Raw genomic sequence first — 25371 nt, 5'->3', positions numbered from 1 at the left:
GCCAGAGGCCCTCACCGCGGGGGGACCGCCGAAGGCGGTGGAGGGGGCGGCAGGATGCGCCGGTGTTTGGGGCCGCCCCCTCCACCAGCTTCGCTGGTCCCCCTCCCCCGCTATGCGGTGGAGGAGCACTGCACCACTGGTGGCTGTACATTTGCGATGTCATCCCTGCGAAAGCAGGGACCCAACCATCAGCTGGCGTGGGCGGGGAGTTGGGTCCCTGCTTTCGCAGGGATGACACCGGTGGGGGTTGCACTATTGAGTCTCCATAAGAGCCGTTGCGGCCAGTCAATTGCGGATGGCAGCACACGCCGCCATCCGCGCGATCACTGCCCGGCGCTTACTGCGCGCCGGTGGGCTTCAGGTTGTGGATCACCACGTTGAACGCTTCCCACGGGGTGTAGGGGGCCACGTAGGGATCGGTCGCCGACGGCCAGCCGGTCCAGTAGGTGTTGTTGAAGGTCACCACGTGGTATTCCTCGAGCATGTCGATCTGCGGCAGGTCGCGCAGCGCGATGTCGAGGGCCGCCACGGCATTCTTCATGTAGTCGGAATTGGGATCGGTGCTGGCCGGGACGGCATCCATGGCATCGATCAGCTTGTCGTATTCCGGGTTCATGTAACGCGAGGCGGCGACGGCGTTCGGGATGTTCTCGCCGAGCGGCCGGGCGAACTTCGAATGGTAGTGCTGCAGGGTCTCCAGCGGTTCGGAGAGCGAACCGCAATGGACGAAAACCATGGTGTCGAAGTTGCCCGACTGGATGTCGGGCAGCCAGGTGTCGTCCACCGGGGCCTGCACCGCGTCGAAGCCGGCATTCTTGAGCTGCTGGGTCAGCGGGGCCAGCGTCGGCTGGATGAAGGCCGGGGTGCGCACCGTGACGGTCAGCGGCTTGCCGTCCTTGCCCCATAGCCCGTTCGCGTCCTTGGTGTAGCCGGACTTGGCCATGTATTCCTCGACCTTGGCCGGGTCGGGATTGTCGAGGTCGTACTTGTCGAGCACCGCCTTGAGCGGGCTGCCTTCGGTGAGCCAGGTGCCGGCCATGTAGTTGGAGAAGGCGAAGGTCACCGGCTTCTGGCCGCCTTCGTAGCCGATGTCGTTAATGGCTTCCCGATCGATGGCATAGTTGATGGCGTAGCGCAGGTTCACATCGTTCCATGGCTCCTTCATCATGTTGAAGACCAGGGAGTAGTCGCAGCCATCCGGAGCGCCCCAGTTCGGGCCTTCGGCATTCCACGAGCTCAGCTTGTCGTTCTGCGCGCGGGCGGCTTCGAAGGTGCCGATCAGCAGCTGCCGGCCGCCATCGATCTGGTTGGCGATATGGAGCTGGCCCATGGCGTCATCGCTCGACACCGGCACCAGCGTGATGCGCTTGGGCGCCGGCAGATCCTGGAAGCCGACCTTGGCGCCCCACCAGTCGTCGCGGCGATCGAAGATCTCCTGCTGGTTGGTGCTCGAGACCAGCTTGTAGGCGCCGGTGCCGACCGGCCAGCCCTTGGCCGGGTCGTAGTTGGTGAAGGTCGCGATGTCCTGACCTTCCCAGATGTGCTTGGGCAGGATCGGGTAGTGGTTCTCGTGTCCGAGCGCCAGGAAGTCGCGGACGAAGCGCGGCGCCGCCTTGTTGAAGTTGATGGTGACGTTCAGCGGGTCGACGACGGTAACGTCCTTGATCCACTCCTTGAACGCTGCCGAACCGCCGACTTCCGGCGGCGCATCGCGCACGGCCTCGAGGGTGAATTTCACGTCGTCGGCAGTGAACTTCTGCCCGTCCGACCACTCGACCCCGTCACGCAGCTTGATCGAGGCGCTCATGAAGTCGGGCGCATATTCGAAGCTTTCGGCCTGCCACGGGATCAGCTTGCCGTCGTTGAGGTTGGTGTAGAACAGCGCCTCGTTGACGGTGATCTGCATCACATCGCGCTGGTGGGTGACCGAGGTCAGGTAGGGGTGCCAGTTCTCGGTGTTGGCGAACTGCGCCGGCTGGTCGCCCCACGGGGTCAGCACCAGGGTTTCGTTGCGCGGCATGTCGGCCACCTGGGCAAAGGCAGTCGATGCCAGCAGCGGCGCCGCCAGCAGCGCGATGGCGCCGCCGAGCAGATGCTGCCTCAGGGATCTGTGGTTCATGATGGTCCTCCTCCGGCCGGTTTCGGCCACTCGTTGAATTCTTTGCCCCTCGCTCGGCGTCATCCCCGCGAAAGCGGGGACCTCCGTTTGCGATGGTGCCGTCTCGCGAGAAAACAGGGGTTCCCGCTTTCGCCGGACCCGGTGAGTGGGAGAGATCCCGCCCACCGGGCTCATGTTCAGAGCGCCATCTTCTCGATGGCGTCTTTCGACAGCCCATGGCCGAAGCCGGGCTCGTCGCTGACCACGACGTAGCCGTCCTGGGGGACCGCCATGCCGGGGTAGTTGTTGGTGTGCTTCAACGGGATGCCGGGGGCGCCGCCGACGAAATACTCACCCCAGCGCGAGTCGGGCGCCGAGTAGTTGAAGTGCTGGCCATAGGGCGTGTTCATGCCGGCATGGCAGATCACTTCGAGGCCCGAGGCGTCGGCGATGGCAGTGATCTTCTGCACCGCGGTGAAGCCGCCGACCCAGTTGATGTCGGGTTGGAAGATATCGACGACTCGATCCTTGGCCGCCTCGAAGAAGGTGTAAGGGGTGTACCAGTGCTCGCCGGTGGCCAGCGTCTGCCAGGGCAGGCGTTCGCGCAGCGCCTTGTGCGAGGTGTGATCCTCCGGGATCAGGCAGTCTTCCATCCATTTCAGGTTGAACGGCTTCAGCCGGTGAGCGAGGCGCACGGCGAATTCGACGTCGAAGGCCATCCAGCAATCGAGCATCAGCTCGACATGCGGGCCGATCAGCTCGCGCGCCTTGCCGACGAAGGCTTCGTTCTTGTCGAGCGCCTCGAGCCCATCGGCGGTGCCGTAGGGGCAGGCGAGCTTGGTGGCCTTGAAGCCCAGCTCCATGTGCCAGTCCGTGTCGTTGCCGGTGGCGTAGCAGAACTGCTTGTCGCGGGCAGCGCCGCCGGCGAGTTCATAGACCGGCAGCTTCAGCACCTTGCCCTTGAGGTCCCACAGCGCCAGATCGATGCCGCTGATGGCGTAGGAGGCGAGGCCCGAGGAAGAGTAGGGCGACGTGATGCGCATCATCATGTCCCACAGCTTCTCGGTGGCGAGAGCGTTCTCCTCGTGCAGCAGCGGACCGATATGGTCGTTGATCAGGCTGATGGTGGGCTGGCCGTAGCCAGTGACGCCAAAACCCCAGGAGCCGTCGTCGGCGGTGACGATGACGCCGACCGCAGGAAAGGCGTTATTCCAGCTCGAGCGCAGCGCCTTGTAGCGCGGGTAGCGCGACATCGGGTTGGCGACTTCGGCATCCTTGGTCCAGGGGGGGCGGCGCGCCGTCACCTTGTCCTTGCCCTCGTCGTAAATGCCGCCGGCAATCGGGTTGGTGATGGCAAAGGCTTCGATGTTCTTGATCTTCACTAGAAATCTCCAGGTAGTCGTATGTCGGTTGGGCGCCGAAGGCGGCAGGTCAGCTTGGGATGCGGTAGAATTTTCGCGCGTTGCCCTGGAACAAGGCGGCCTTCTCCGCTTCCGAGGCGCCTTCGGTGATTTTGGCGAAGGCCTGCCACAGCGTCGGGAAGGTGCTGGTCAGTTTGTCGACCGGGAAGTTCGAGGCGAACATCGCCCGCTCCGGCCCGAAGATTTCGAGCGTTTCCAGCACCAGCGGGCGGAAGCTTTCGGTGGTCCAGGTCCGGTCGAGCATGCCGAGGCCGCTGATCTTGACCGCGATGTTCGGACGCGCCGCGAGTTCGCGCATGCCCGATTTCCAGGCCTTCCAGCCCGCGAGATCGCGGTCGGCCCACATGCCGGCATGGTTGAGGATGATCTGCGTCTGCGACGCCGCGCCTGCGAGCTTCGCCGCCTGGGCCATCTGGTGCGGGTAGAGCTGGAGGTCGAAGCTCAGGCCGCGGCGGCCGAGTTCCTTGAGCCCGCCGATCCAGCCAGGCTCATCCATCAGGTCGCGAGTGATGTAGTTGAGCTTGGGATCGGGGTGGCGGTTCACCACCTGGCGGATGCCGCGCATGATCGGGAACTGCGCGTGCCGGTCGAGCAGGGCGCCGAAGTCGGGCGCGGCGAGGTCGCCATGCGCCACCAGGACGATCGGTATCGGGCTGCGGTCGGCCACCGCCTGTAGCGTCTCGGACTCCTTGACCGGATCGGTGGGGAAGGCCTCGACATGCACCGCGCCGACGATCTCGATCTCGTCGCCGGCTTCCTCGAGATATTCCTCGAGCAGGTAGCTGCGCGAGATCGCGGCATTGGCGCCGCCTTTGCCCGGCTTTTCGAAATGCGGGTAGATGCGGGTCCACAGGTCCCACAGGTGGATATGCGGATCGACGACCTTCAGCATGATGCCCTCAATCCAGCCGGAACATTTCTTCGACCGGCCAGGCCTTGGGCCGGGCGTCCTCGTGCGTTTCCATGTGGGGTTCCATCCACTTCCACCACTTGAGCACCACCGGGTCGACGCCCTCGGTCTGGCTGGGCGCGTTGTCGGGCTTTTCGAGGTAGGCAAAGAGCAGCAGATCGTAGCGGTAGATGGTGTAGTTGGAGACGCCCTGGCTTTTCAGCAGCGCCACCATCTCGGGCCAGATCTCGTCGTGCTTGCGCTTGTACTCGGCTTCCTGGCCGGGCTTCAGCTTCATTACCCATGCAGAGCGCATCGTCTCAAAATCCTCGATCAGGTTGTTGATGTGGCGAGGGCCCGCTCGCCGGCCTGCGGCGGCGGCCACTGGCCGTTGTAGCCAAGCCGCCGGCTCACGCTGCTCGCGGCTTCGTTGAGCAGCTCCACCTGCGGCTGGATCGCCGCGCCGGGCGCCTTGGGAGTGGGCCCGGAAATGGAAATGGCGCCGACCGGCCGGCCGAGCCGGTCGACGATCGGCACGCCGACGCAGAACACACCCACCACGACTTCCTGGTTGTCGATGGCGTAGCCGCGCTTCCGGATCCGCGCGAGCTCGGCGCGGAGCTCGGTGGGGTCGGTGATGGTGTAGCGGGTGAAGGTGGTCATCGGCTGGTCGAACACGCGCTGCTGCTCGGCCTCGCCAAGAAAGGCGAGGATGGCCTTGGCGCTGCCGCCGCAATAGAGCGGCCCGCGCGCGCCGATGCGCCAGTCGAGCTGCATGTTCTGGTTGCCGCGCACCTTGTCGATGCACACGCACCCCTCGCCGCTCAGGACGTTGACGTTCACCGTCTCGCGGGTCTTTTCGGCGATGGCTTCGCAGAACGGCCGGGCCAGCCGGGGGAAGGCGACGCCGTCGAGCTGCAGGTCGGTGATCGCCAGCAGCCGGTACGACAGCTGCCAGCCACCGTCGGCGTCGCGCTCCACCACGCCCTCGTCGGCGAGGTCGATCAGCAGCCGGTGCACCGAGCCCACGGGCAGGCTCAATTGCTGGGCCACGGCGCGCGCGCCCAGCCCACCCTTGCGGGCGAGCAGGTCGAGAACCTGAATGGCGCGCCGGATGCTGGACATTTATTGCCCGCCGCTCCGGCGCTTGCTGGCCGCAGCATGTTGAACGGAACGGCCCGTGGGCCGGCCTTCCACACCGGGTGTCATCCCAGCGAAAGCTGGGACCCAACTCGCCGTTCGGCTCGGGCTGCGAGATGGATCCCCGCTTCCGCGGGGATGACACCGAGTGGGTGGAGGACATGGGGCATCCCCCCACGCTCCTGCAGCGCCATCGTCAATCCATTGCTCGAACAGCAGCGTGCTCACGCTCACACTAACCGGCTGCTGGGCAAACCTTCGGCGTTCACGCTCCTGCGGGCGCAGGTGCGTGTCCAACCGCACGGCTTGCCGCTTGACCGGCCTCCCTCTCCTCAGAGCCGCATTCCCCGGTTTCTTGTTCCATAGGTGGAATGCGACGTTCCAATAGTGAACGCCTTCGTCTGAGATGAGTCAATCGACCTGAGGCTACAACTTAGGTCGGGTCGCGACTTAAGATTATGTTCTTATTGTATTATTCGCGATGCCTGATGGGGCGCGTTCGGCGATGTGGAACGCATCCCACCAGCGAGGTGCTGTCGGTCGCAGCGGGCCGCCCCTCACCCCAGCGGGTTGTCGCCCTTCCACCAGGTCTTGAACGGGTTCGACCAGAGGATCGACTGGATGGTCTCCTCGCTGACGCGTGGCAGGTTGGTGCCTTCGAGCTGCTTGTTGATGTTGATCAGCCCGTCGGCCGATTCCGCCACCCCGGCGAAGGGGAAGTCGGTGCCGAAGAAGATCTTGTCGGCGGTGCGGTATTCCTCTGCCAGCACCAGCATGTTGTAGTACTGCCAGGGCCGGTAGAAGAGCGCCGACTGTTCCAGCCAGACATTGGGTTGCTTGCGCGCCACGACGATCGCCTCGTCGTACCAGGGGTGGCCCATATGGGCGAGGACCATGGTCAGGTCGGGGTATTTCATCGCCACCGGCTCGACATGGATGGCCCGCCCCAGCTCCACCGGGGCGTTGCGGGCATAGGTGGTGCCCATATGCATGGTCAGCGGCAGGTTGCGCTTCTGCAGGTACTCGTAGACCGGCTCGAGACGCGGGTCGGAGAGATGCACGCCGTTGTAGATCGGCCCGAACTTCACGCCCTTGAGCCCCAGGTCCTCGATGCCGTGCACCAGCATATCCATGTAGTCGGCACGGCGGGGATCGACATAAGCGAAGCCGACGAACTTGTCGGGGTATTTCCTGACCGCCGCGGCGGTGGTTTCGTCGTCGCCCTCGACGCCGATGGCGTCGGCATAGCGCAGGGTGAAGATGATGGCCTTTTCCACCTCGGCCATCGCCTTGTAGAGCGAATCCGCATCGGATTGATGCGCCAGTTCGCCCTTCCGCACCCGGCCGTGCAGCGTCCAGTAGAGCGGCAGGATGTGCTCTTCGTTGTAGATATTGACGTGGCAATCACAATAGGCGCGGGCGGTCATGGCGGCTCCGATCAGGTTGTTGCGGCGACGTGCGGCTTGTGCAGGACGTCAGGAAATCGGCGAGTTCGCTTGCCAGCCCTCACGACAGCAGGGCCTTCAACGGACGGGATGGATCGGCCAGATAGCTGGTGTCGATCACGGCGCGACCAGCGATCAGCCGGCTGGCGATCTTGATGCCGCGCGATGCCGACGTGCCGACGCCCAGCGATGCGGCGCCGACGAGCCGCCCCGATGGATCAAGCTGAAACTGCGTAATGAGGCCATCTTCGACCCGGTCCACCATCGTCGCGGCGATCGCCGGCAGCCCCGCCATGTAGAGGCCCAGATCGTACTGATCGCTCCACATCCACGGCACGATCCCGATCGGCTCGGCCCGCCCCGCCATGTTGCGTCCAGCCACCGCGCCATGGTCGCCGGCGCTCTGCCAGCTTTCGAGGCGCACCGCAGCATTGCCGAAGAGCGGATGCGCGGTGACGGCGCAGTCGCCGGCCGCGAAAATCCCATCGATCACCTGGAGTATGCTGTCGGTGACGATGCCGCCGGCAACAGCGAGCCCGCTCGTTTCGGCCAGGGATGTCCTGGGCGAGACACCGATGGCGACGATGATGGTGTCGGCCTCGATGGTCCGGCCGTCGCTCAGCGTCACACCGGCCGGCGATACCGAGACCGGGGTCGCGTCGGTAAGAATCGTCACGCCGTTGCTGCGATGCTTGTCGGCCAGCACCGCAGCCAAAGCGTGCGGGACGCCGCGGCCGAGGATACGGGGGCCCGCTTCAATCACCGTCGTCTCAATGCCTCGCTGGCGGGCGGCCGCGGCCAGTTCCAGGCCGATCAATCCCCCGCCGACAATTGCCAGCCGCCGCGCGCTGACAAATGCCGGCTGCAGGCGTTCGAGGTCGCGTGCGTCGCGCAGCGTGTGGATGGCCACCGCATCACTGCCCGGCAGATCGAGGCGGCGCGGAGCGGCCCCGGTCGCGAGCAGCAATTGGTCATAGGGCAGGGCGGGCCCGGTCGAAAGTTCCACCCGCCATCGTTTCCGATCGATGCCGAGCGCGGCGGCGCCCGTCAGGAGCTCGATGCCGGCGGCGGCATAGTCCGGTGCCGGCCGGATCGGCACCAGGCCGGATTGGCTCCCATTCAGGAGGCCCTTGGAGAGCGGTGGGCGCTCGTAGGGCAGGTGGCCCTCGTCGCCGACGATCGTTATCGGGCCGAGATGGCCCGTCTCGCGAAGCGCGAAGGCCGCCGACACGCCGGCGAATCCGGCACCGATGATGACCGCTGCCTGAGATGCCATGGTCAGGGGCTGACCTCGATCAGAACCTGATCGCCGTCGACCCGGACCGGATAGGTCTTGAGGTTGACGCAGACCGGCGCACCCTTGGCCGCGCCGGTGCGATAGTCGAACCGACCATTGTGCTTGGGGCACTCGATGATCGAATCCATCACGAAGCCATCGGCGAGATGTGCCAGCTCATGCGTGCAGAGCCCGTCGGTTGCGTAGAACCTGTCGTCAGGGCTGCGGTAGATGGCGAAGGTCCGCCCAGCGTGGTCAAAGCGAACGACATCCTCGGTGTCGATGTCGTCGACGCCGCAGGCCCGGATCCACTCAGCCATGGTGTGCCCCCGCGCGCTCGGCCAGTTGTCCCGCGCCCGCCGGCAACTGCTTGCGGATAAAATGCGTCGGGTCGTTCAACTGCCTCAGAATGGTTGGCAGGATCTCTCGCCAGGCCGCCATGACGCTCGGCGTCGCGGGTGGACAGTCGGCCTTCACCTCCTCATGCAGCGCCTTGAGGGCGTGATAGGGGACCATCGGGTACATATGGTGCTCCACATGGTAGTTCATGTTCCAGTAGAGGAAGCGGAACACCGGGTTCATGTAGACCGTGCGCGCATCGAGCCGGTGATCCAGTACATCCTCCGCCAGCCCCAGGTGCTGGGTGTTCCCCACCCACCACAGGAACCAGATGCCGTAGATGTTGGGCCCGCCGATCAGCACCACCGGCAAGAGGCTCGAGGTCGCGACGGCCACGGCCAGCGCCCCGAGGTGTATTGCGAGGATGACGATTGCCTCGACCTGCACCCGCCAGCGCTCCATCTGAGGGACGTAGTCCAGCTCCTCGGCGTTGAGCCGGCCCACGCTGTAGCGAGCCAGCGTCGCCAGCGACTGCGGCACATTCACCAAGCCGAAGATGTTGAGCACCATGATGATCAACTGCGGCGGCCGCATACCGGCGATCTCGGGGTCACGCCCGACGATGATCGTGTCGGTGTGGTGCCGCGTGTGGCTCCACCGCCAAGCAGTGGGGCTGCGCAACAGCAGGAACGAGGCCAGCGCATAGACGGCATCGTTGATCCAGACGGTGCGGAACGCCGTGCGGTGTCCGCATTCGTGCCAGCGGGAATCGGCCGCCGAGGCATAGAGCACGCCGTAGACGGCAAAGACCGGCACCGCCCACCAGGTTCCCCAGAGCCAGATGCCGAGGCCGCCAAAGGCGAGGATCAGCCCGAGCCAGATTGCCGTATCGCGCAGCGCCGGCCCATCCGATCGCGCCATCAACTCCTTCAGCCGCTTGCGCGGTATGGGCGATTTGTACCACTCGCCATTGGCGAGCCCCGTCTCGATCGCTTTGGCGGCTTCGGGCCCGACGAGCGAGTAGTCGCGGTTGGTTGCAAAGCGCAGCAACGAGGTCATCTTCATGGCACGGCCCCCGCCACGCGCGGCTTGTGCAGCGACATCAGGAAATCGGTGAGTTCGGTGTAGGTCATCGACGAGGTCGGTGCGTCGAGCGCGATCTCGCCGCGGTCGAGCACCACCAGCCGGTCGCACACCTCGTGCACGTGGTGGATGTTGTGTTCGATGTAGATGCAGCTGCGGCCACCCGCCTTGATCGAGCGGATGAAGTCCAGCACCTTGTTCACTTCCTTCAAAGCCAGCGCCACGGTCGGCTCGTCGAGCACGATCAGGTCGCTGTCGAAATGCATGGCGCGGCCAATGGCGACGCCCTGGCGCTCGCCGCCCGACAGCCGGCTCACCGGGGTATCGACATCGATGCCGACGCCGCGAAAGCCGATGGTCGAGCGCATGATCTCGTTGGCGATGCGCTTTTCGGCCTTCACGTCGATGAAGCCGAAGCGGTTGGTCAGCGGCCGGCCGACGAAGAAGTTGCGCCACAGCGGCTGCTTCTCGCCCAGCGAGGAGTCCTGGTAGACGGTCTCGATCTTGAGCTTGTGCGCCTCTTTCACCGAGTAGCTCGCCGCATCGATCTTCTGGCCGCGCACATAGATGGTGCCGCTCGAAGGCTGCTCCACGCCGGTCAGCACCTTGATCAGGGTCGATTTGCCGGCGCCGTTGTCGCCGATCAGACCGACGATCTCGTTGGCGCCGATCTCGAGCGTGACGTTCTTGAGGCTAACGACCTTGCCGTATTGCTTGCGAACGTTCTCGAGCCGGACGATCGGGGTGGATGTCATCTTGTTGGTCCTGTGTTTCAGGAAGAGTTGTCGGACGAGGGGACCGCCGCCCGCGACGGCAGAAGGCCCCCTCACCCGGAGCGCTGCGCGATCCGACCTCTTCCCCAGGGGGAGAGGTGGAGAGGTTACCGGATGCCGGTTTTCACCAGGGCTTCCAGCGCCTCGACATTGTCCTTGGTCACCGAACCTCCGCCAGTGTTGAGGTTGAGGCCGGCGAGGCCGTACTTCTTTTCGAGCACGGCAGCGACCACCGGCATGAAGCCCTGGAGGTACGGCTGCTGGTCGAGCACCACGGTGATGTAGCCGTCCTTCAACCCCTGGATGGCGCCCGCGGAGATGTCGAAGCCCGAGGCGACGACTTCGCCGGGCTGCTTGCCGGCGTCGGCGAGGACCTTGCCGAGCACGGCGGTGATGCCGCTGTGGCCGGGGACGATGATCGCCTTGGTGTCCGGATTGGCTTCGAGATAGGCGACCAGCACCGGCACCGAGAGCGAGGGATCGGCCACCGCCTCGTTCGACCACTGCAGCTCGTCGAAGGCGATCTTCTTTTCGGTCAGCACCTCGACGGTGCCCTTGGCGACGTCATTGCCGGGAGCGCCTTCGATGAAGGCGCCATAGACCACGACCTTGTCGCCTTCCTTGAGCCCGCCCTTTTCGATGGTGAGGTTGGCGAGGTTCTTGCCGGCGCCGAAATTGTCGAGGCCGAAATAGCTCAGCGAGGTGCCGGGGAGCGCATTGTTGTTCACCACCACGACAATGCCGGCTTCCTTCGCTTTGTTGATGAACGAGGTCATTGCGTCGGTGCCGGGGTGGCCCATCACCACGATGGCGTCGGGTGCGGCGGCCAGCGCTTCGTTGGCCTGCACCAGCATCTTCTGCGGGTCCCAGCCGGCATGCTGCTCCATCAGGTTGACCTTGAGGATGCGAGCCGCATCGCGGGCGCCGAGCTCGCGGGCGAGGGTGGCGCTGTCGCCCGGATTGCCGCCGAGCTGGAAGTAGATGGTCATGCCGCTGTCGACCGCTTCCTGGGCGGTGGCAACGAGCGGGGCCGCCACCATCGCGGCACCCATGGCGAGGCCGGCGAGGCCCCTGAGAATTGACTTCATGATTGTTCCTTTCCCTATTTCGTGGTCCCGACCGGAGCTAAAACCCCCGCCCCGGTCGGGCGGTTTTCACTGCCGCAGGCGCGAGCGCACGGACTTGATCAGAGGCACCTTGTCGGGGTCCTCGATGGCGGTGTTCATCACCACGGAGATGATGAAGACGAGACCGATGAAGACGCGCGTCCAGAAGCCCTGCACGCCGCTGGCGACGAGGCCGGCTTCGATGACGGCGACGATGAGCGAGGCGAAGACCGTGCCGACGATCTTGCCGGAGCCGCCGAAGATCGAGGTTCCGCCGATGAACACGGCGGCGATCACGGTGAGCAGGTAGCCCTGGCCTTGCTGGTTGAAGTAGGTGGTGGTCTCGACGGTGAGGAAGACGCCGGCCAGCGCCGAGAGCAGCCCCATCAGGGTGAACAGCTTGATCTTCTCGCGATCGATCTGGATGCCGACGACCTTGGCCACCTTCATGCTGTCGCCGATGAACAGGATGTTCTCACCGAACCGGTGACGGTTGAGCAGATGCCAGACGAAGATCGAGAGCGCGATCGCCCACAGCATCTGCGCCGGCACGATGCCGCCGATGCGGCCCACCATGATGGCCTGGATCAGCGTGCCATCGATCTGCGGAATGGCGACAGTGACGCCGTTCGACACCACGGTGACCAGCCCGCCCCACAGGAACATCATGGCCAGGGTGGCGATCATCGAGGGGATGCCGAGCTTGGTGACCACGAGGCCGTTGACGAAGCCCATGACCGTGCCGGTAGCGAGCGCCGCGATCAGCGCCAGCCAGGTCATGTCGTATTGCTGGAACAGGAAGGCGAAGACGTAGCTGGCGAAGGCGACGACGGAGGGGAAACTCAAATCCATCTCGCCGGCGGTCGCCACCAGGGTCAGGCCGAGCGCGATGATCAGCGGCGGCGGCACCGATGCCATGAAGCTCATATAGACGCGGTAGCCGAGAAAGGCGCGCGGTGCGGTGATCATGAACACGACGATCAGCACCAGGAATACGAGGGCGGTGGCGGTGCCTTCGATCTTGAAGAAGCTCGCCACCGGGTTGGTGCGTGCTTGCGTGACGTTCCCCCCGGCCGACATCAGAGCACCCCGTACTTGGCGTAAACGTCGCGCAGGAAACCGCCGGCGCGCAGCTCGTTCATCGAATGGTGCTCGCCATTGACCTTGTCGAAGGCGCGCTGCAGCACTTCGGCCTCGACCGCCTGCGGCACGACGACGACGCCGTCGGCATCACCGAACACCAGGTCGCCTGGCTCGATGCGGACGCCATCGACGATCACCGGCACATCGACGGCCTGGATCTGGCCGCGACCTTTGGAATCGAGCGGCGCAATGCCGGCATGGAACACCGGCAGCGCGAGCTCGCGGATGCCGAGGATGTCGCGCACGAAGCCGTCGGTGATACAGCCGGCGGCGCCACGGGCATGGGTGGCGGTGGAGAGGAGACTCCCCCAGGGCGCAATGCGCGAAGAGCCGCCGCAGGAGAACACCGCGACGTCGCCCGGCTTCAGATCGTCGACGATGGCGATCTCGAGCTCATAGGGGTTGCTGCCCTCGGCGACGAACGGCACCTCCATGTACTGACCCGTGCGGGCCCGGCCGCAGAGCTTCAGGCTCTCGTCGAGCGGGCGGATCTTCGGCGACATCGCCTGGTTCCAGATGCCGATCGCGTCGAGCGCATCGCTCAGCACGGCGGAGTAGAGCTGTTGCCAGCCCTCCGGCAGCGGCGGGTTCTGGCGCGGGATAAACACGGAGGTCACGGGGGTAACGCCCTTTCTAGAAGGAAACCTTGGAGGGAGGAGTGCCGCTGGCGCCGACGAGGAAATCGAAATCGACGCCCTTGTCGGCCTGCTGCACGTGATCGATGAAAAGCTTGCCGTAGCCCCGCTCGAAGGCCGGCTGGGGCGGCACGAACGCGGCGCGGCGGCGGGCCAGTTCGGCCTCGTCCACTTCGAGCTCGAGTTTTCGCGCGGCCGTGTCGAGCACGATGATGTCGCCGGTGCGGACAAGCGCCAGAGGGCCGCCGATCGCCGATTCCGGCGCGACATGCAGCACCACGGTGCCGAAGGCGGTGCCGCTCATGCGCGCATCGGAGACGCGCACCATGTCGGTGACGCCCTGTTCGAGCAGCTTTCTGGGCAGCGCCATGCTGCCGACCTCGGGCATGCCGGGATAGCCGCGCGGCCCGGCATTCTTCAGCACCAGCACGCTGTCGGCATCGACATCGAGATCGGGATCGTCGATGCGGGCGCGGAAATCCTCGGCCGTTTCGAACACCACCGCCCGGCCGCGATGCTGCATCAGGCGAGGCGAGGCGGCCGACGGCTTGATGATGGCGCCATCGGGCGCGAGGTTGCCCTTGAGCACCATCATGCCCCCCTTCGGCGTCAGCGGGTTGTCGAGCGGGCGGATCACTTCGTCGTCCCAGCTCTCAGCCCCGGCGATGCGTTCGCCGATGGTGCCGCCCTCGACCACCGGGGCATCCAGCTTGAGGCGATCACGCAGCCGCTCCATCACCGCCGGCAGGCCGCCGGCGTTGAAGAACTCTTCCATCAGGAAGCGGCCGGAGGGCTTGAGATCGACGAGGGTGGGGATATCGCGACCGAGCCGGTCCCAATCCTCGAGATTGAACGGCACGCCGAGCCGTCCGGCCAGAGCGAGCAGATGCACCACAGCATTGGTGGACCCGCCGATAGCGCCGTTGACCTTGACGCCGTTCTCGAAGGCCTCGCGCGTCAGGATCTGGGAAATGGTGATGCCCTGCTTCACCAGCTCGACGATGCGGATACCGGCCTGTTCCGACAGCACGGCGCGGCGGCTGTCGACGGCCGGGGTCGAGCCGTTCATCGGCAGGCCGATGCCCATGGCTTCGGCCAGCGAGGCCATGGTCGAGGCGGTGCCCATGGTCATGCAGGAACCGGCCGAGCGGCTCATCGCGGCTTCCGCCGCATCGAGCTCGGCCTTGGAGATCCTGCCGGTGCGGTATTCCTCGTCGAGCTTGAACATGTCGGTGCCCGAACCGAGGGTGCGCCCCTTGAAGCGACCGTTGAGCATCGGGCCGCCCGAGACGAGGATAGTGGGGATGTCGCAACTGGCGGCGCCCATCAGCAGGGCAGGGGTGGTCTTGTCGCAGCCGGCAAGCAGCACCACTCCATCGATCGGGTTGGCGCGAATGGTCTCCTCGACATCCATGGCGACGAGGTTGCGGAACATCATGGTGGTCGGCCGCATCAGCGGCTCGCCGAGGCTCGTTACCGGGAATTCGAGTGGGAAGCCGCCGGCCATCAGCACGCCGCGCTTCACATGCTCGGCGAGATCGCGCAGGTGCCGGTTGCAGTTGGTCAGTTCCGACCAGGTGTTGCAGATTCCGATCACCGGCCGGCCATCGAGCATTTCCGGCACGAACCCCTGGCTCTTCATCCAACTGCGCGGAATGAAGCCGTATTTGCCGGCGCGGGCGAACCATTCCGAACTGCGGAAGGCGGTTGCGGGCTTTCCCGTGCTGTCGTCGGAGGCGTGGCTCATCTGTTTTGTCTCGCTGACCGCTGCGGCCCCCTCATTGGTGCAGCGTTGAGACATGTAACGTTAAATGTAATTGCGGAGTCAAGACGGTTTTTGAAGGTGGATGAGGTGTGGGGTTTCAGGGGCGGTGGGGGGGCGGCAAGAGTCGCAGGCCTGGGCTCCCCCCTCCACCAGCTTCGCTGGTCCCCCTCCCCCGCCCCGCGGGGGAGGATAGGGAGAGGTCCAGTCTTCAGGTCGTGAACCCCGGGTCGAATACCACCGGCAGCACATGGTCCGGCTGCTCGAAGCGGCCGGATTTGAGCCGGGCCAGCATGGCTTCGCCGGCACGTTCGCCGACGGCGTAGGCGGGAGAAAGGACCGTGGTCATGTGCGGGCGCGCATATCGGTGTGCTTCGAAGCCGTTGAAGCCGACGACCCTCACATCCTCGGGGACGCGCACGCCGCGATCGGTGAGCAGCAGCATGGCGGCGGTCGCCACCGGGTCGTTGGCGCCGACCACGGCGCCGGGCAGGGGGTGGCTGTCGAGATAGGCGGCAAAGGCCGCCTGCACATCGGCGAAGGACTCGCTCATGGCTTCGATCACCGTCACCTCGGCGGTGCTGCCGGCTGCGGCGATGCTGTCGCGGATGCCGGCAATGCGGTTCTCCACTGCCGGCCAGGGCTGGTGCGGGATCACCACCAGGATCTCGGCGACCCGGCGGGCGAGCAGGTGATCGCCGATCAGCCGCCCGCCGCCGCGGTCGTCCTGGCGCACCGTGCAGATCTCGGGGCCGGCCCCCGGCAGCTCCTGCTGGAACACCACCACCGGCTGGTTGAGATCGGCCAGCCGCGCGATGGCGGCAAGACGTTCGGGTTTCGGGCCCGAGATCATGGCGCAGAAGCCGGCGACCTCGAAATTGCGCATGATCATCGACTGCGCCAGCTCGGCCCCGGGCATGCCCTGAATGGTGAGGGTATAGTCGGCATGGTTCAGCACGTTGGCGAGCCCGGCCACCACCTGGCAGGTGAAGAAATCGGCGAGGAAGGCGGGAGATTCGTCCACGATCACCATGCCGATCGAGCGCTGCTCGGAAACGCGCAGGTTGCGGGCGTTGGAGGAGCGGCGGTAGCCCAGCCGTTCGATCTCGCGCTCCACCCGCTTCTTGGTGGCGGCGCTGACGAACTGCATGCGGCCATTGATGACGTTGGAGACGGTCATCGGCGAAACCTCGGCGGCTTTCGCCACATCCTTGATCGTCGCCCGCGGCCGCCGCTCGTCACCGCTCATAGCTGGAACTCACCTCATCGAAATGCTCGTTACATACATATATCGTTACATCCCAAGGCGATAGAGCCGGTTGGCATTCTTCCAGAACACCGCCTCGGATTCGGCGTCGGAAAGCCCCTTGAGGATGAGCTTGAAGGCGCCGTAGGCCTGCTCGAACGTGGCGGCGAGGCCGAGCACCGGATGATCGCTCGCCAGCATGGTGCGCTCGCTGCCGAAGGCCGCGAGGCAGTCGAGCACCACCGGGCGGAGGCTGTCGATTGTCCAGTGCGGATCGTAGGCGACGAGGTCGGAGACCTTGATCGCGACGTTCGGCGCGGCGGCGAGGGCAGTGAGCCCGGCCCGCCAATGCGCCATGCCCTCGTCGGTCCGATCGAAGGGCGAGCCGCAGTGATTGACGATGAAACTGAGGTTCGGGAAGGCGCGCGCCAGCTGCAGCGCCTCGGCCGCCTGCCAGGGCGAGATCATCAGATCGAACGACAGCCCGAGCGCATCGAGATGCCTGAGCCCCGCCTGCCAGGCCGGGCTGCTCATCCGGTGACGCTCGCGAGAGAAGGAGCGGGCCGGGTCGGGGTGCCAGCTGAGAATGTCGCGGATGCCGACGACCTTGCCGTGCGCGGAGTAGCGCTCGAGGATCGCTGGGGTCTCCGGCGCATCGAGGGCGGCGTTGCCGACATAGCGGCGCGCCATCCAATCGGGCTTTTCCAGCGCATCGAGCCAGGCCAGTTCGGCAAAGGGCTCGCCCGGCTGCCAGCCGGCTTCGACATGCACGGTGCCGACGATGTCGTATCCGGCGGTGTCGCGGAGGTAGTCGGCCGGCAGGCAGCTTTCAGCCAGCACGCCGGTGGCGCCGCGTAGCCACGGGTGCTTGTCGAGCGAGCGGTCGAACAGATGGTGGTGTGGGTCGATGATCGGCCCGGTGTAAAGCCCGTTGGCGTCGCGCATCGTGGTCGTCAGCGTCCCATATAGCGGCGGCGGCTGATCTGCTCGCCCAGCGTCAGCCAGCGGCGGGCCGGCTCACCCTCCAGCAATGCCATGATCTTCAGCGCTTCGCCCTGCAATTCCTGCAGCCGCGCCACCGGCAGGGTCTGGTTGGCATCGACTTCCTCGGCAATGGCGATGAAGCGCTCGGCCCGCTGCTGGCCGCCGAGCCGTGGCGCCAGCTCGTCGGCGACGAAGGCATCCCAGCTAAGCCTCGGATTCCAGCCGAAGCGCGAGAAGGCGAGGTAGCTGAGCTCGACCGTGGCAGTGTAGTCCGACGGCTCGCCCCAGACGGTCAGCCCTTCCATGCCGAGCTCGCGACCACGCACCGACATGTCGGCGAAGGTCTTCGCGTTGAAGGCATAGCGCTCGGTGCGCTCGTCGCCGTTCCACTGGCAGGCGAACTGGCAGCGCAGCACGTTGGGCTGCGTGGGCAGGTTTGCCACATAGTCGGGCGCCAGCTCGGTGCGGAGCCGTTTCCAGAAGCTGCGATTGGCAGTGTGCTGGTAGATGGCGCCTTTCGGCAGCCGGTGCTGCGCTTCGGTCGCCACCGGATCGAGCAGGTTGTCCCACTGCATTTCGCAATAGATCCAGAGGTCGGGGCGCCTGGCCTTGGCGGCGCGATAGAGCCGCGGGAAGTTTTCGGCCATGTCGGTATGCGACCAGGAATCGCCGTGATCATCCTTGCGGCGCGCCGCCTCGGCATCGTTGGCGCGGCGGGCGACGCAGCGCTCGCAGCCGCAGACGCCATAGTCGCCGCTCTCGATATTGATGCCGCCGATCTCGAAGGTTTCGGCCAGCCAGGCAACGGCCTCTTCCATCCAGTCGATCACCTCGGGGGCGCTCGGGCAGGCGCTGACCGTGTAGTCGGAATGCGGGAAGTTGAGCGGGAAGGCGAGGTCGGCGATCTGGAAGCCGACATCCTTCTCCATCCTCGCCGCATGCTGCGGGTTGGCTTTCAGCCAGGTGGCGAGGTTGTACTTGTGCTTGCCCTCCCAATAGACACCGCCATAGGCGCCAATGGCGATGCCGGGGATGATGCGGACGCCGCGCTCGTTGCCGTAGCGGCAGAGCTCCTTGGCCGCTTCGATGCCGCCATGGCTGTCGCGGAGGAACCCGTAGACGGTGATGCCGCCGATGCGGTTGATCGAGCAGAAATCCACCAGCCGCTTGTAGTCGGCGAGAAAGCCGCCTGGCGGCTTCTGGAACGGATTGAAGACGCCGATCTCCTGCTGGCCGATCTGCGACAGCTCCCAGTTGGTCGAGTGGTCCCAGGTCCAGAAGGTGCGATAGGCTAGGCCGGGCTTGCCGGTGACCGGGCTGGTCCAGGCGGCCAGATCGAGCTTGCCGCCGGAGCGCTGGATGATCTCCTCGACGCCATAGATGACGCCGGAGAACGGGCCGCCACGCACCTCGAGCGTGTCGCCCACGGCCACGATGGCGAACTCCCCCTCGGCCAGCGCCGGATCGAGCTGCAGGCGCAGCTTCGGCAACTGGTCGCCGAAGTTTTCGCGCAGGCGCCGCGCCGCATGTGGGTGATTGGTGTCGCCGTCGATGGCCATTGCCGGATGTCCTCCCTCTGGTGGTCGCTGCGGAGCGTCGGCACGCCGGCGATCCTTGACAGAGTTAAGCAGCGCTCCTATCAAATATCAACATCAACTATCGCCAGTGATAATTGACGCGTTCGAACCTTGCCCCGTCGGGGCGCTGCAGCGACCGCGTGATGGAGACCTCATGACCTCGACGAGCCTTCCCGCGCCCCTCGCCAACCTGCAGCAGGTCTGGCCGATGCCGAGCCGGCCACGGCCGATCACCATCATCGGTGCCGGTGGCATCGTCCGCGACGGGCACCTGCCGGCCTACCGCAAGATGGGCCTGCCGGTGGCCGGGATTTTCGACGTGAACCAGAAGACCGCCAAGGCCCTGGCTGCGGATTTCGGCGTCGAGGCGGTGCACCCGACGCTCGAGGACGCGATCGCTGCCTGCGGCACCGATGGCATTTTCGACCTGGCGTTGCCGCCGGCGGTGTTGCTCGGGACGGTAGAACGACTGCCGGCCAAGAGCGCGGCGCTGCTGCAGAAGCCGGTGGGCCCGGACCTCGCCACGGCCCGCAAGATCGTGGCGGCGATCGACCAGCGTTCGATCACGGCTGCCACCAATTTCCAGCTGCGCTACACCCCCTCGATGCTGGCGATCCGCGATGCGGCGCGCAAGGGCCTGCTCGGCGAGATCGTCGAGGTCGAGGTGCGGCTCGCGGTCTACATGCCGTGGGAATTGTGGAGCTTCATTCCGCATCTCGATGCAGTGGAGATCCCGCTGCACTCGATCCACTATCTCGACTGGATCCGCTCGCTGCTCGGCGAGCCCGAGAGCGTCTACGCCAAGGCGGTGAAGCATCCGCGCTACCCGAGCCTGGCCGATGCGCGCTCCTCGATCATTCTCGACTATGGCGACCGGGTGCGCTGCGCATTGTCGCTAAATCACACCTACAATTACGGCCCCGAGCATATCGAGGCGACGATCCGCGTCGAGGGCACGGCAGGCTGCGCACACCTGACGGTCGGCTACCTGATCGACTACGTGAAGCCGGTGCCCGAGACGCTGGAAATGACCATCGCGGGCGTGCCGTGGACGAAAGTGCCGCTGGTCGGCGGCGAGCGCGTGCCCGACGCCTTCGGCTTCGTCATGGCCAACCTGCAGCGCTTCGTTGCCGGGGAGGACCCGGTGCTCGACACCGATGTGCGCGATTCCATCAGGACCATGGCGCTGGTCGACGCGGCGCTGAAATCGAGCCGGCAGGGTGGGGTGGTGCCGGAGGTTATCTGACGCGACGCCGGTGCGGGCTGACCCCCACCCCTGTCCCCTCCCCCTTAAACAGGGGGAGGGAGACGATAGCCTCGATTTCCCTGCGAGGGTCTCCCTCCCCATTCTTAGGGGGAGGGGACAGGGGTGGGGGTCAGCCCGCACCGGCCCAACGGCAGTCCGCCAGACTTTTGTATAAGAAATTACACTTTCATATTGGAAACTTGTCGTGCTAGCGTCACGGCACTGACACGGGGCGTGAAGATGCGCGTCCGAGGGGTGTGTCGATGGGGTGATCGGGGAAGCGGGGCGCTTTCCCGGCGCCCATAGGGGACAACGGCGCGAGGGGCTTCAGCCGGCGCCGGCATCAGAGGAAGGGATATTTCAGATGACCATCGTTTCGAGACAGGCTCGGCGTATTGCGGCCCGCGCCGTGGCGCTCACCGCGATGCTGGCGCCGGCATTGGCGCAGGACGTCACCACCATTCGCGTGCTCAACTGGCAGCCGGGTGGGCCGGAGTACTGGACGCAGCTGGTGGCAGCGTTCGAAAAGGCCAATCCGGATGTGAAGGTCGAGCTCGAGACCGTGCCGTTCGATCGCTATCCGAGCGTCCAGGGCCCTTACATCGCGACCAAGAGCGGCCCCGACGTGATGGAGAACAATGCCGGCCTCGAGCTGTTCGACCGGCGCAGCGCCTATGTGCAGCTGCCCGAGGACGTGCTGGCCGCGGCGAGCGACCTCATCACCTATTCGGGTGGTTGCCTCAACTACGACACCACCCAGCCCTGCTACGGGTTGCCGTTCGGCTACCAGGGCAACGTGATGTACTACAACAAGGCAGTGCTCACCGAAGCCGGGCTCGATGCCGCCAACCCGCCCAAGACCTGGGACGAAATGGACGCCGCCTGCACGGCGGTGAAGGCCATCGGCAAGACCTGCCTCGCGCATGGCATGACCGGGGTGTTCCCGGCCTACTGGAATTTCCCGGAAGTCGCCCGCAACTTCCTCACCGAAGACGACATGCGCGCCATCATGGCGGGCAAGCTGCCGTGGACCGACCCCAAGATGGTGTCGATCCTCGAAGCCATGGCCTCGATCGGCACGACGCGCGGCTGGATCAACTCGAGCTCGCCCTCGATCTCGATGCTGCCCGACGGCGCCGATATCTTCCAAAGCGGCAATGCTGCCTTCGCCTCTACCATCATCGCCGACGCGGTGAACTGGGCGGCGTTCGGTGCGGCCTTGGGCGATGAGAATGTCGGTGCGATGCGCTGGCCGGTACTGGTGGCCGATGCGCCGCTGGCACACAGCTTCAGCGGCACCGAGAGCTCGGTGTTCGGCGTGACGCCGTGGAGCACCAAGCAGGAAGCGGCGTTCAAGTTCGTCAAGTTCGTCGCCGGGGTCGAGAATGCCAACCTCCTCGCCAGCGTCGCCGGCGGCATCTCGCTCAACAAGAACGTCGATCCGAACGCGCTGCCCAAGTCGCAGGCGCTGGCGCAGATCCAGGAGATCATCAAGACGCCGACCCTGCATGTCGGCGTGCTGCTCTCCGGCCAGGAAGCCGACGCCCTGGCGCGCGGCTGGCAGGAAGTGACGCTGGGGACGATCACCGTCGCCGACTGGACGGCGCAGATGCAGACCGCGCTCGAAGAGAGCCCGAGCAAGGCGCAGTAAAGGGGGCGGTTCGGCTCGGAAAGAGCACCCCCCACCCTGTCCCTCCCCCGCAAGGGGGGAGGAGACCAAAACACTGACGCCGGTGTGAGCGTCTCCCTCCCCCTTGCGGGGAGGGGACAGGGGTGGGGGTACTCTTCCCGCACCGGCTCGTCAGCTGCGGTGTCGCCATCGACCGTCCGGAGCCGGCTCACCGGCTCCGTTCTTCCAGGCCTTCGGAAAAAGCATGACCCAGATCGCCCAGTCATCGAGCAGTGGCCTGAGCCGCAGGAAACGCCGGATGCGGCCTGAGCTGATCCTCGGCATCGCGCTGGTGGTGCCGGGCATCGCGCTGGCCATCGTCTTCAAGCTGGTGCCGCTGGTCCGCGCTTTCATCCTCAGCCTCTACCAGACGCGCGGCTTCGAGGAGCCGAAGTTCGCCTGGTTCGCGAACTATGTTTCGATGTTCAAGGACCCGGTGTTCGCGACCTCGTTCAAGAACGCCGCTCTGGTGTTCGTGACGTTGCCGGTATGGATTTTCCTGCCGCTGGTGCTGGCGCTGCTGATCTTCCAGCGTTCGCCCGGCTGGAAGGCGTTCCGTGCCATCTATTTCCTGCCCTACATGATCGCGCCGATCGTCGTCGGCATCATGTTCCGGCAGATCCTTGCGCCCGATGGGCCGCTCAACGCCTTCCTGATCTTCATCGGCCTCGCGCCCTTGGCTATCGAATGGCTGAACGGGGCGACCAGCGCGCTGTTCTCGCTGACCTCGGTGGCGCTGTGGAGCTTTTTCGGGCTCGGCGTCCTCACCTATCTCTCGGGCCTTTCGACGGTGCCCGACGAGGTGATCGAGGCGGCGCGGCTCGATGGTGCCGGCTTCTGGCGGCTCTTGATCGAGATCGTCACGCCGCTGCTGAAGCCGGTGATCGGCTACTGGACGGTGCTCTGCACCTCGTCGATGCTGATCTGGATGTTCCCGCTGATCTATGCGCTGACGCGCGGCGGGCCGGGTAGCGCCACCATGCTGCCCGAGTACCTGGTGTTCACCACCACCTTCGAATTCCTCAATCGCGGCAAGGGCGCGGCCATCGGCATGGCGCTGTTCGTGTTCGCCGCCATCGTCTCGGCCTTCGTGGTCCGGCGCATGTATGCCGAAGGAAAGGCCAGCAAATGAGCCTCGCCAGCGTTTCCGAGACCGTGCCCGACGAGGTGGCGCCGGGCAGCAACCCGTTGCTCCGTACCATCGTCAAATGGCTGGTGAGCTTCGTCCTCGTGGTGGTGGCGGTGGTGGCGCTCTACCCGCTGGTGTTCACAGTCCTCAATTCGCTGAAGACCCGCACCGGCTACGCGCAGAACCCGCTCGGGCTGCCGGTCGACATCAGCTTCGAGAACTATGTCGAGACGTTCGTGCGCATGGACGTGCCGCGGCTCTTGCTCAACAGCATCATCACCACCGGCGGCGGGCTGCTGCTCTCGACGGTGGCGGCGCTGTTTATCGCCTATGCGGTGACCAAGCTCCGGATCAAGGGCGGCAACCTGATCTTTTTGTTCATCATCGCCATGCTGGTGATCCCCAGCCAGGTGGTGATCTACCCGCTCTATGAGACCATTCTCGACCTGGGGCTGGGCGGCACCTACCAGGGGCTGATCTTTTCCTATGCGGCGTTCGGGCTGCCGATCAGCACCTATATGCTGGCGGCGTTTTTCCGCGCCATTCCCGACGAGTTGATCGAGGCCGCCCGCATCGACGGGGCAGGGGAGTTGCGCATCCTGTTCCAGATGATGCTGCCGATCTCGACCCCGGCGATCGCGGCGCTCTCGATCCTCAACTTCGTCTGGATGTGGAACGATCTGCTCTTGCCGCTGGTGATCATGGGCGGTTCGGACAAGACCACCCTGATGGTCGGGGTGGCGCTGCTCTCGGGCCAGTATGACGTGTCGATTCCGTTGATCAGCGCCGGTTTGATCGTTGCGCTGTTGCCGGTGATGATCGTCTATTTGCTGTTCCAGCGGCAGATCCTCTCAGGTGCGCTGGCGGGGGCGGTGAAATGACGGCTCGCGATACGGCGCCAGGTGAGGCGTTCCTCTACATCTACCGGCTGAAGCCCGGCATGGGCCCGGCCTATGACGAAAAGCACCGCGCGGTGTGGCCGGAAATCCTGGCGCTGATCGATGCGGCGGGGATCTACGACTACCAGATCTGGCGGCACGAGGAGATCGTGGTCTGCCGGATGCGGGCGACGGCGGGATTTCGGGCTGCATCGGCAGCGACGGCCGCGTCGGAGGTGCAGCGCGCCTGGACCGCGTCGATGGCGGAGATCTTCCTCTCGATTGGCGATGCCCAGGGCGAGCCGCTATGGCTCGACGAGGTGTTCGCGCATCGGGTCGGGGAGTCGACGCGGTGAGGGGCAACGAGTTCTCAGTGATCCTCCCCCGCGGGGCGGGGGAGGGGGACCAGCGAAGCTGGTGGAGGGGGGAGCCCAAGCCGGAGAGTCTTGCCGCCCCCTCCACCGCCTTCGGCGGTCCCCCTCCCCCGCCACGCGGGGGAGGATCACGGAGAGGCCAGTGGCTTACCTCAGGTCGGTCGCGCCGGCGGGCGCTTTTCGCGGATCGGGGCCAGCGGGAATTTCGGTTCGATCAGCGTGCCGTCGAACAGCTGGGTGATGGCCCTGGCGGCTTCGAACTGGGCGCGGCTCGCCGCTTCCAGCGATACGCGCTCCTTGCTCGAGGGCAGGTACGGCATGGTCAGCACGGCCAGTGCGTAGCCATTGGCGTCGAGGATGGGAAAGCTCACGTCGGTGATGCCCTGGAGGCCCTCGCCGGCGATGATCTCGTAGCCGGTGCGATGCAGCGTTTCGACCCGGCGCTTCAGCGCCACCATGTCGGTTTCGGGCGCGGTCCGCTCGATCTCCGCCAGCACCCAATCCTTGATCGCCGGCGGCTGGAAGGCGAGCAGCAGGCGGCCGGAGGCGGTGGAGGCGGCGGGGTTCTGGGTGCCGACGCGGAGGCGAAAGCCGAGCGGGGCGGGGCTATCGACCTGCGCCACGACGCGGATGGCGAGGCGATCGAGAATGGCGATGTGCAGCGCCTGGTAGGCGGCGATCGAGGTCGAGTACATGATCGGCAGGGCCGCATCGAGCAGCCGGCGCATTGGCGGATACTGGTTGGCCAGTACGTGCAGATGGTTGGAAAGGAAGAAGCCATCCTCGCCCGGCCGCCGCTGGATATAGCCGCGGCGCTCGAGCGCCATCACCACGCGGTAGACCTCCTGCAGCGACCGGCCGAGCAGCTGCGCGATCTCGCTCTGGGTGATGCCCTTGGACTGCTGGGCCAGGAGCTCGATCACGTCGAGCCCCTTTTCCAGCGCCGGCACGCCGTAGGCGAGCTTGTCGCCGGCTTCGCCGTCGGCGCTCTTCTTCCGCGCCGGCTTGGCGGGCTTTTCGGGCGTCGTCGCGGTGGCGGCCGCGCGTCCGGTTTTGGCCATTCGATCAGTCTCCCTCGGCATTCTGAGTGGCAGAGCCGATGCTGCAGCGCAAGAGCCGGAGCGGCTCGCAGCGTCGGGCATCAGCTATCACAAGAGA

At 65.6% G+C, this 25371-nt stretch carries 23 protein-coding genes; 5 read left to right on the top strand and 18 right to left on the bottom strand.

Annotated features, from left to right (window positions below; translation table 11 throughout):
- Positions 1–337: 337 nt before the first annotated feature.
- The 17 genes from APS40_RS04935 to APS40_RS04855 all read right to left on the bottom strand — a co-directional run bounded on the left by APS40_RS04935 (position 338) and on the right by APS40_RS04855 (position 18899).
- The gene (locus tag APS40_RS04935) at positions 338–2119 is read right to left on the bottom strand and encodes an ABC transporter substrate-binding protein (RefSeq protein WP_055046005.1); all 1782 of its coding nucleotides are present in this window, start codon (positions 2117–2119) and stop codon (positions 338–340) included.
- A 176-nt stretch (positions 2120–2295) separates the two neighbouring features.
- Positions 2296–3480: an enolase C-terminal domain-like protein gene (locus APS40_RS04930; RefSeq protein WP_055046004.1), complete on the bottom strand. Its 1185-nt coding sequence runs from the start codon at positions 3478–3480 to the stop codon at positions 2296–2298.
- A gap of 49 nt (positions 3481–3529) precedes the next feature.
- Positions 3530–4411 carry an amidohydrolase family protein gene (locus APS40_RS04925; protein ID WP_197279438.1) on the bottom strand — a complete coding sequence of 294 codons (882 nt, stop codon included), beginning with the start codon at positions 4409–4411 and terminating at the stop codon, positions 3530–3532.
- A gap of 7 nt (positions 4412–4418) precedes the next feature.
- Complete coding sequence (locus tag APS40_RS04920; RefSeq protein ID WP_082434671.1) at positions 4419–4724, bottom strand: L-rhamnose mutarotase; 306 nt, start codon at positions 4722–4724, stop codon at positions 4419–4421.
- Between the two features lie 17 nt (positions 4725–4741).
- The gene (locus APS40_RS04915) at positions 4742–5533 is read right to left on the bottom strand and encodes an IclR family transcriptional regulator (RefSeq protein ID WP_055046002.1); all 792 of its coding nucleotides are present in this window, start codon (positions 5531–5533) and stop codon (positions 4742–4744) included.
- Between the two features lie 572 nt (positions 5534–6105).
- The gene (locus APS40_RS04910) at positions 6106–6975 is read right to left on the bottom strand and encodes an amidohydrolase family protein (RefSeq protein WP_055046001.1); all 870 of its coding nucleotides are present in this window, start codon (positions 6973–6975) and stop codon (positions 6106–6108) included.
- Between the two features lie 79 nt (positions 6976–7054).
- Complete coding sequence (locus APS40_RS04905; RefSeq protein WP_055046000.1) at positions 7055–8269, bottom strand: NAD(P)/FAD-dependent oxidoreductase; 1215 nt, start codon at positions 8267–8269, stop codon at positions 7055–7057.
- Positions 8270–8271: 2 nt separating this feature from the next.
- Positions 8272–8589: a MocE family 2Fe-2S type ferredoxin gene (locus APS40_RS04900; protein ID WP_055045999.1), complete on the bottom strand. Its 318-nt coding sequence runs from the start codon at positions 8587–8589 to the stop codon at positions 8272–8274.
- Complete coding sequence (locus tag APS40_RS04895; RefSeq protein WP_442855862.1) at positions 8582–9658, bottom strand: fatty acid desaturase family protein; 1077 nt, start codon at positions 9656–9658, stop codon at positions 8582–8584. The genes APS40_RS04900 and APS40_RS04895 overlap by 8 nt, the downstream gene beginning before the upstream one ends.
- 11 nt (positions 9659–9669) lie before the next feature.
- The gene (locus APS40_RS04890) at positions 9670–10446 is read right to left on the bottom strand and encodes an ATP-binding cassette domain-containing protein (RefSeq protein WP_055045997.1); all 777 of its coding nucleotides are present in this window, start codon (positions 10444–10446) and stop codon (positions 9670–9672) included.
- Positions 10447–10571: 125 nt separating this feature from the next.
- Positions 10572–11552, bottom strand: coding sequence for a substrate-binding domain-containing protein (locus tag APS40_RS04885; RefSeq protein WP_055045996.1), 981 nt, complete (start codon positions 11550–11552; stop codon positions 10572–10574).
- A 66-nt stretch (positions 11553–11618) separates the two neighbouring features.
- Positions 11619–12650, bottom strand: coding sequence for an ABC transporter permease (locus APS40_RS04880; RefSeq protein ID WP_055045995.1), 1032 nt, complete (start codon positions 12648–12650; stop codon positions 11619–11621).
- A complete protein-coding gene (locus tag APS40_RS04875) occupies positions 12650–13330 on the bottom strand; it encodes an RraA family protein (protein ID WP_236884197.1) in 681 nt (226 codons plus the stop codon). The genes APS40_RS04880 and APS40_RS04875 overlap by 1 nt, the downstream gene beginning before the upstream one ends.
- Before the next feature lie 16 nt (positions 13331–13346).
- Entirely contained in the window at positions 13347–15095 is a 1749-nt protein-coding gene (locus APS40_RS04870) for an IlvD/Edd family dehydratase (protein ID WP_055045994.1), read from the bottom strand.
- Between the two features lie 226 nt (positions 15096–15321).
- Positions 15322–16359, bottom strand: a complete 1038-nt coding sequence (locus APS40_RS04865) for a LacI family DNA-binding transcriptional regulator (RefSeq protein ID WP_055045993.1) — start codon at positions 16357–16359, stop codon at positions 15322–15324.
- A 45-nt stretch (positions 16360–16404) separates the two neighbouring features.
- Positions 16405–17301 (bottom strand): amidohydrolase family protein, encoded by an 897-nt coding sequence (locus tag APS40_RS04860; RefSeq protein ID WP_055045992.1) that lies wholly within the window; start codon positions 17299–17301, stop codon positions 16405–16407.
- A gap of 8 nt (positions 17302–17309) precedes the next feature.
- Complete coding sequence (locus tag APS40_RS04855; protein ID WP_055045991.1) at positions 17310–18899, bottom strand: hypothetical protein; 1590 nt, start codon at positions 18897–18899, stop codon at positions 17310–17312.
- Positions 18900–19071: 172 nt separating this feature from the next.
- Here APS40_RS04855 and APS40_RS04850 point away from each other — a divergent pair, with 172 nt between their 5' ends.
- The 5 genes from APS40_RS04850 (at position 19072) to APS40_RS04830 (ending at position 24195) form a co-directional block, all read left to right on the top strand.
- Positions 19072–20163 carry a Gfo/Idh/MocA family protein gene (locus APS40_RS04850; protein ID WP_055045990.1) on the top strand — a complete coding sequence of 364 codons (1092 nt, stop codon included), beginning with the start codon at positions 19072–19074 and terminating at the stop codon, positions 20161–20163.
- 364 nt (positions 20164–20527) lie between these two features.
- Positions 20528–21814 carry an ABC transporter substrate-binding protein gene (locus APS40_RS04845; RefSeq protein ID WP_055045989.1) on the top strand — a complete coding sequence of 429 codons (1287 nt, stop codon included), beginning with the start codon at positions 20528–20530 and terminating at the stop codon, positions 21812–21814.
- A 223-nt stretch (positions 21815–22037) separates the two neighbouring features.
- Positions 22038–22964, top strand: a complete 927-nt coding sequence (locus APS40_RS04840; protein WP_055045988.1) for a carbohydrate ABC transporter permease — start codon at positions 22038–22040, stop codon at positions 22962–22964.
- Complete coding sequence (locus APS40_RS04835) at positions 22961–23842, top strand: carbohydrate ABC transporter permease (protein ID WP_055045987.1); 882 nt, start codon at positions 22961–22963, stop codon at positions 23840–23842. Before APS40_RS04840 ends, APS40_RS04835 begins: the two co-directional genes overlap by 4 nt.
- The gene (locus APS40_RS04830; RefSeq protein ID WP_055045986.1) at positions 23839–24195 is read left to right on the top strand and encodes an L-rhamnose mutarotase; all 357 of its coding nucleotides are present in this window, start codon (positions 23839–23841) and stop codon (positions 24193–24195) included. Before APS40_RS04835 ends, APS40_RS04830 begins: the two co-directional genes overlap by 4 nt.
- 170 nt (positions 24196–24365) lie before the next feature.
- Here APS40_RS04830 and APS40_RS04825 read toward each other — a convergent pair whose 3' ends face one another.
- Entirely contained in the window at positions 24366–25274 is a 909-nt protein-coding gene (locus APS40_RS04825; RefSeq protein ID WP_055045985.1) for an IclR family transcriptional regulator, read from the bottom strand.
- Positions 25275–25371: the final 97 nt, after the last annotated feature.

It is taken from the genome of Devosia sp. A16, assembly GCF_001402915.1.
Lineage (GTDB): Bacteria > Pseudomonadota > Alphaproteobacteria > Rhizobiales > Devosiaceae > Devosia_A.
Note: the sequence above shows the minus strand (reverse complement) of the source record. Positions and strands in the feature narration are given on the sequence as shown.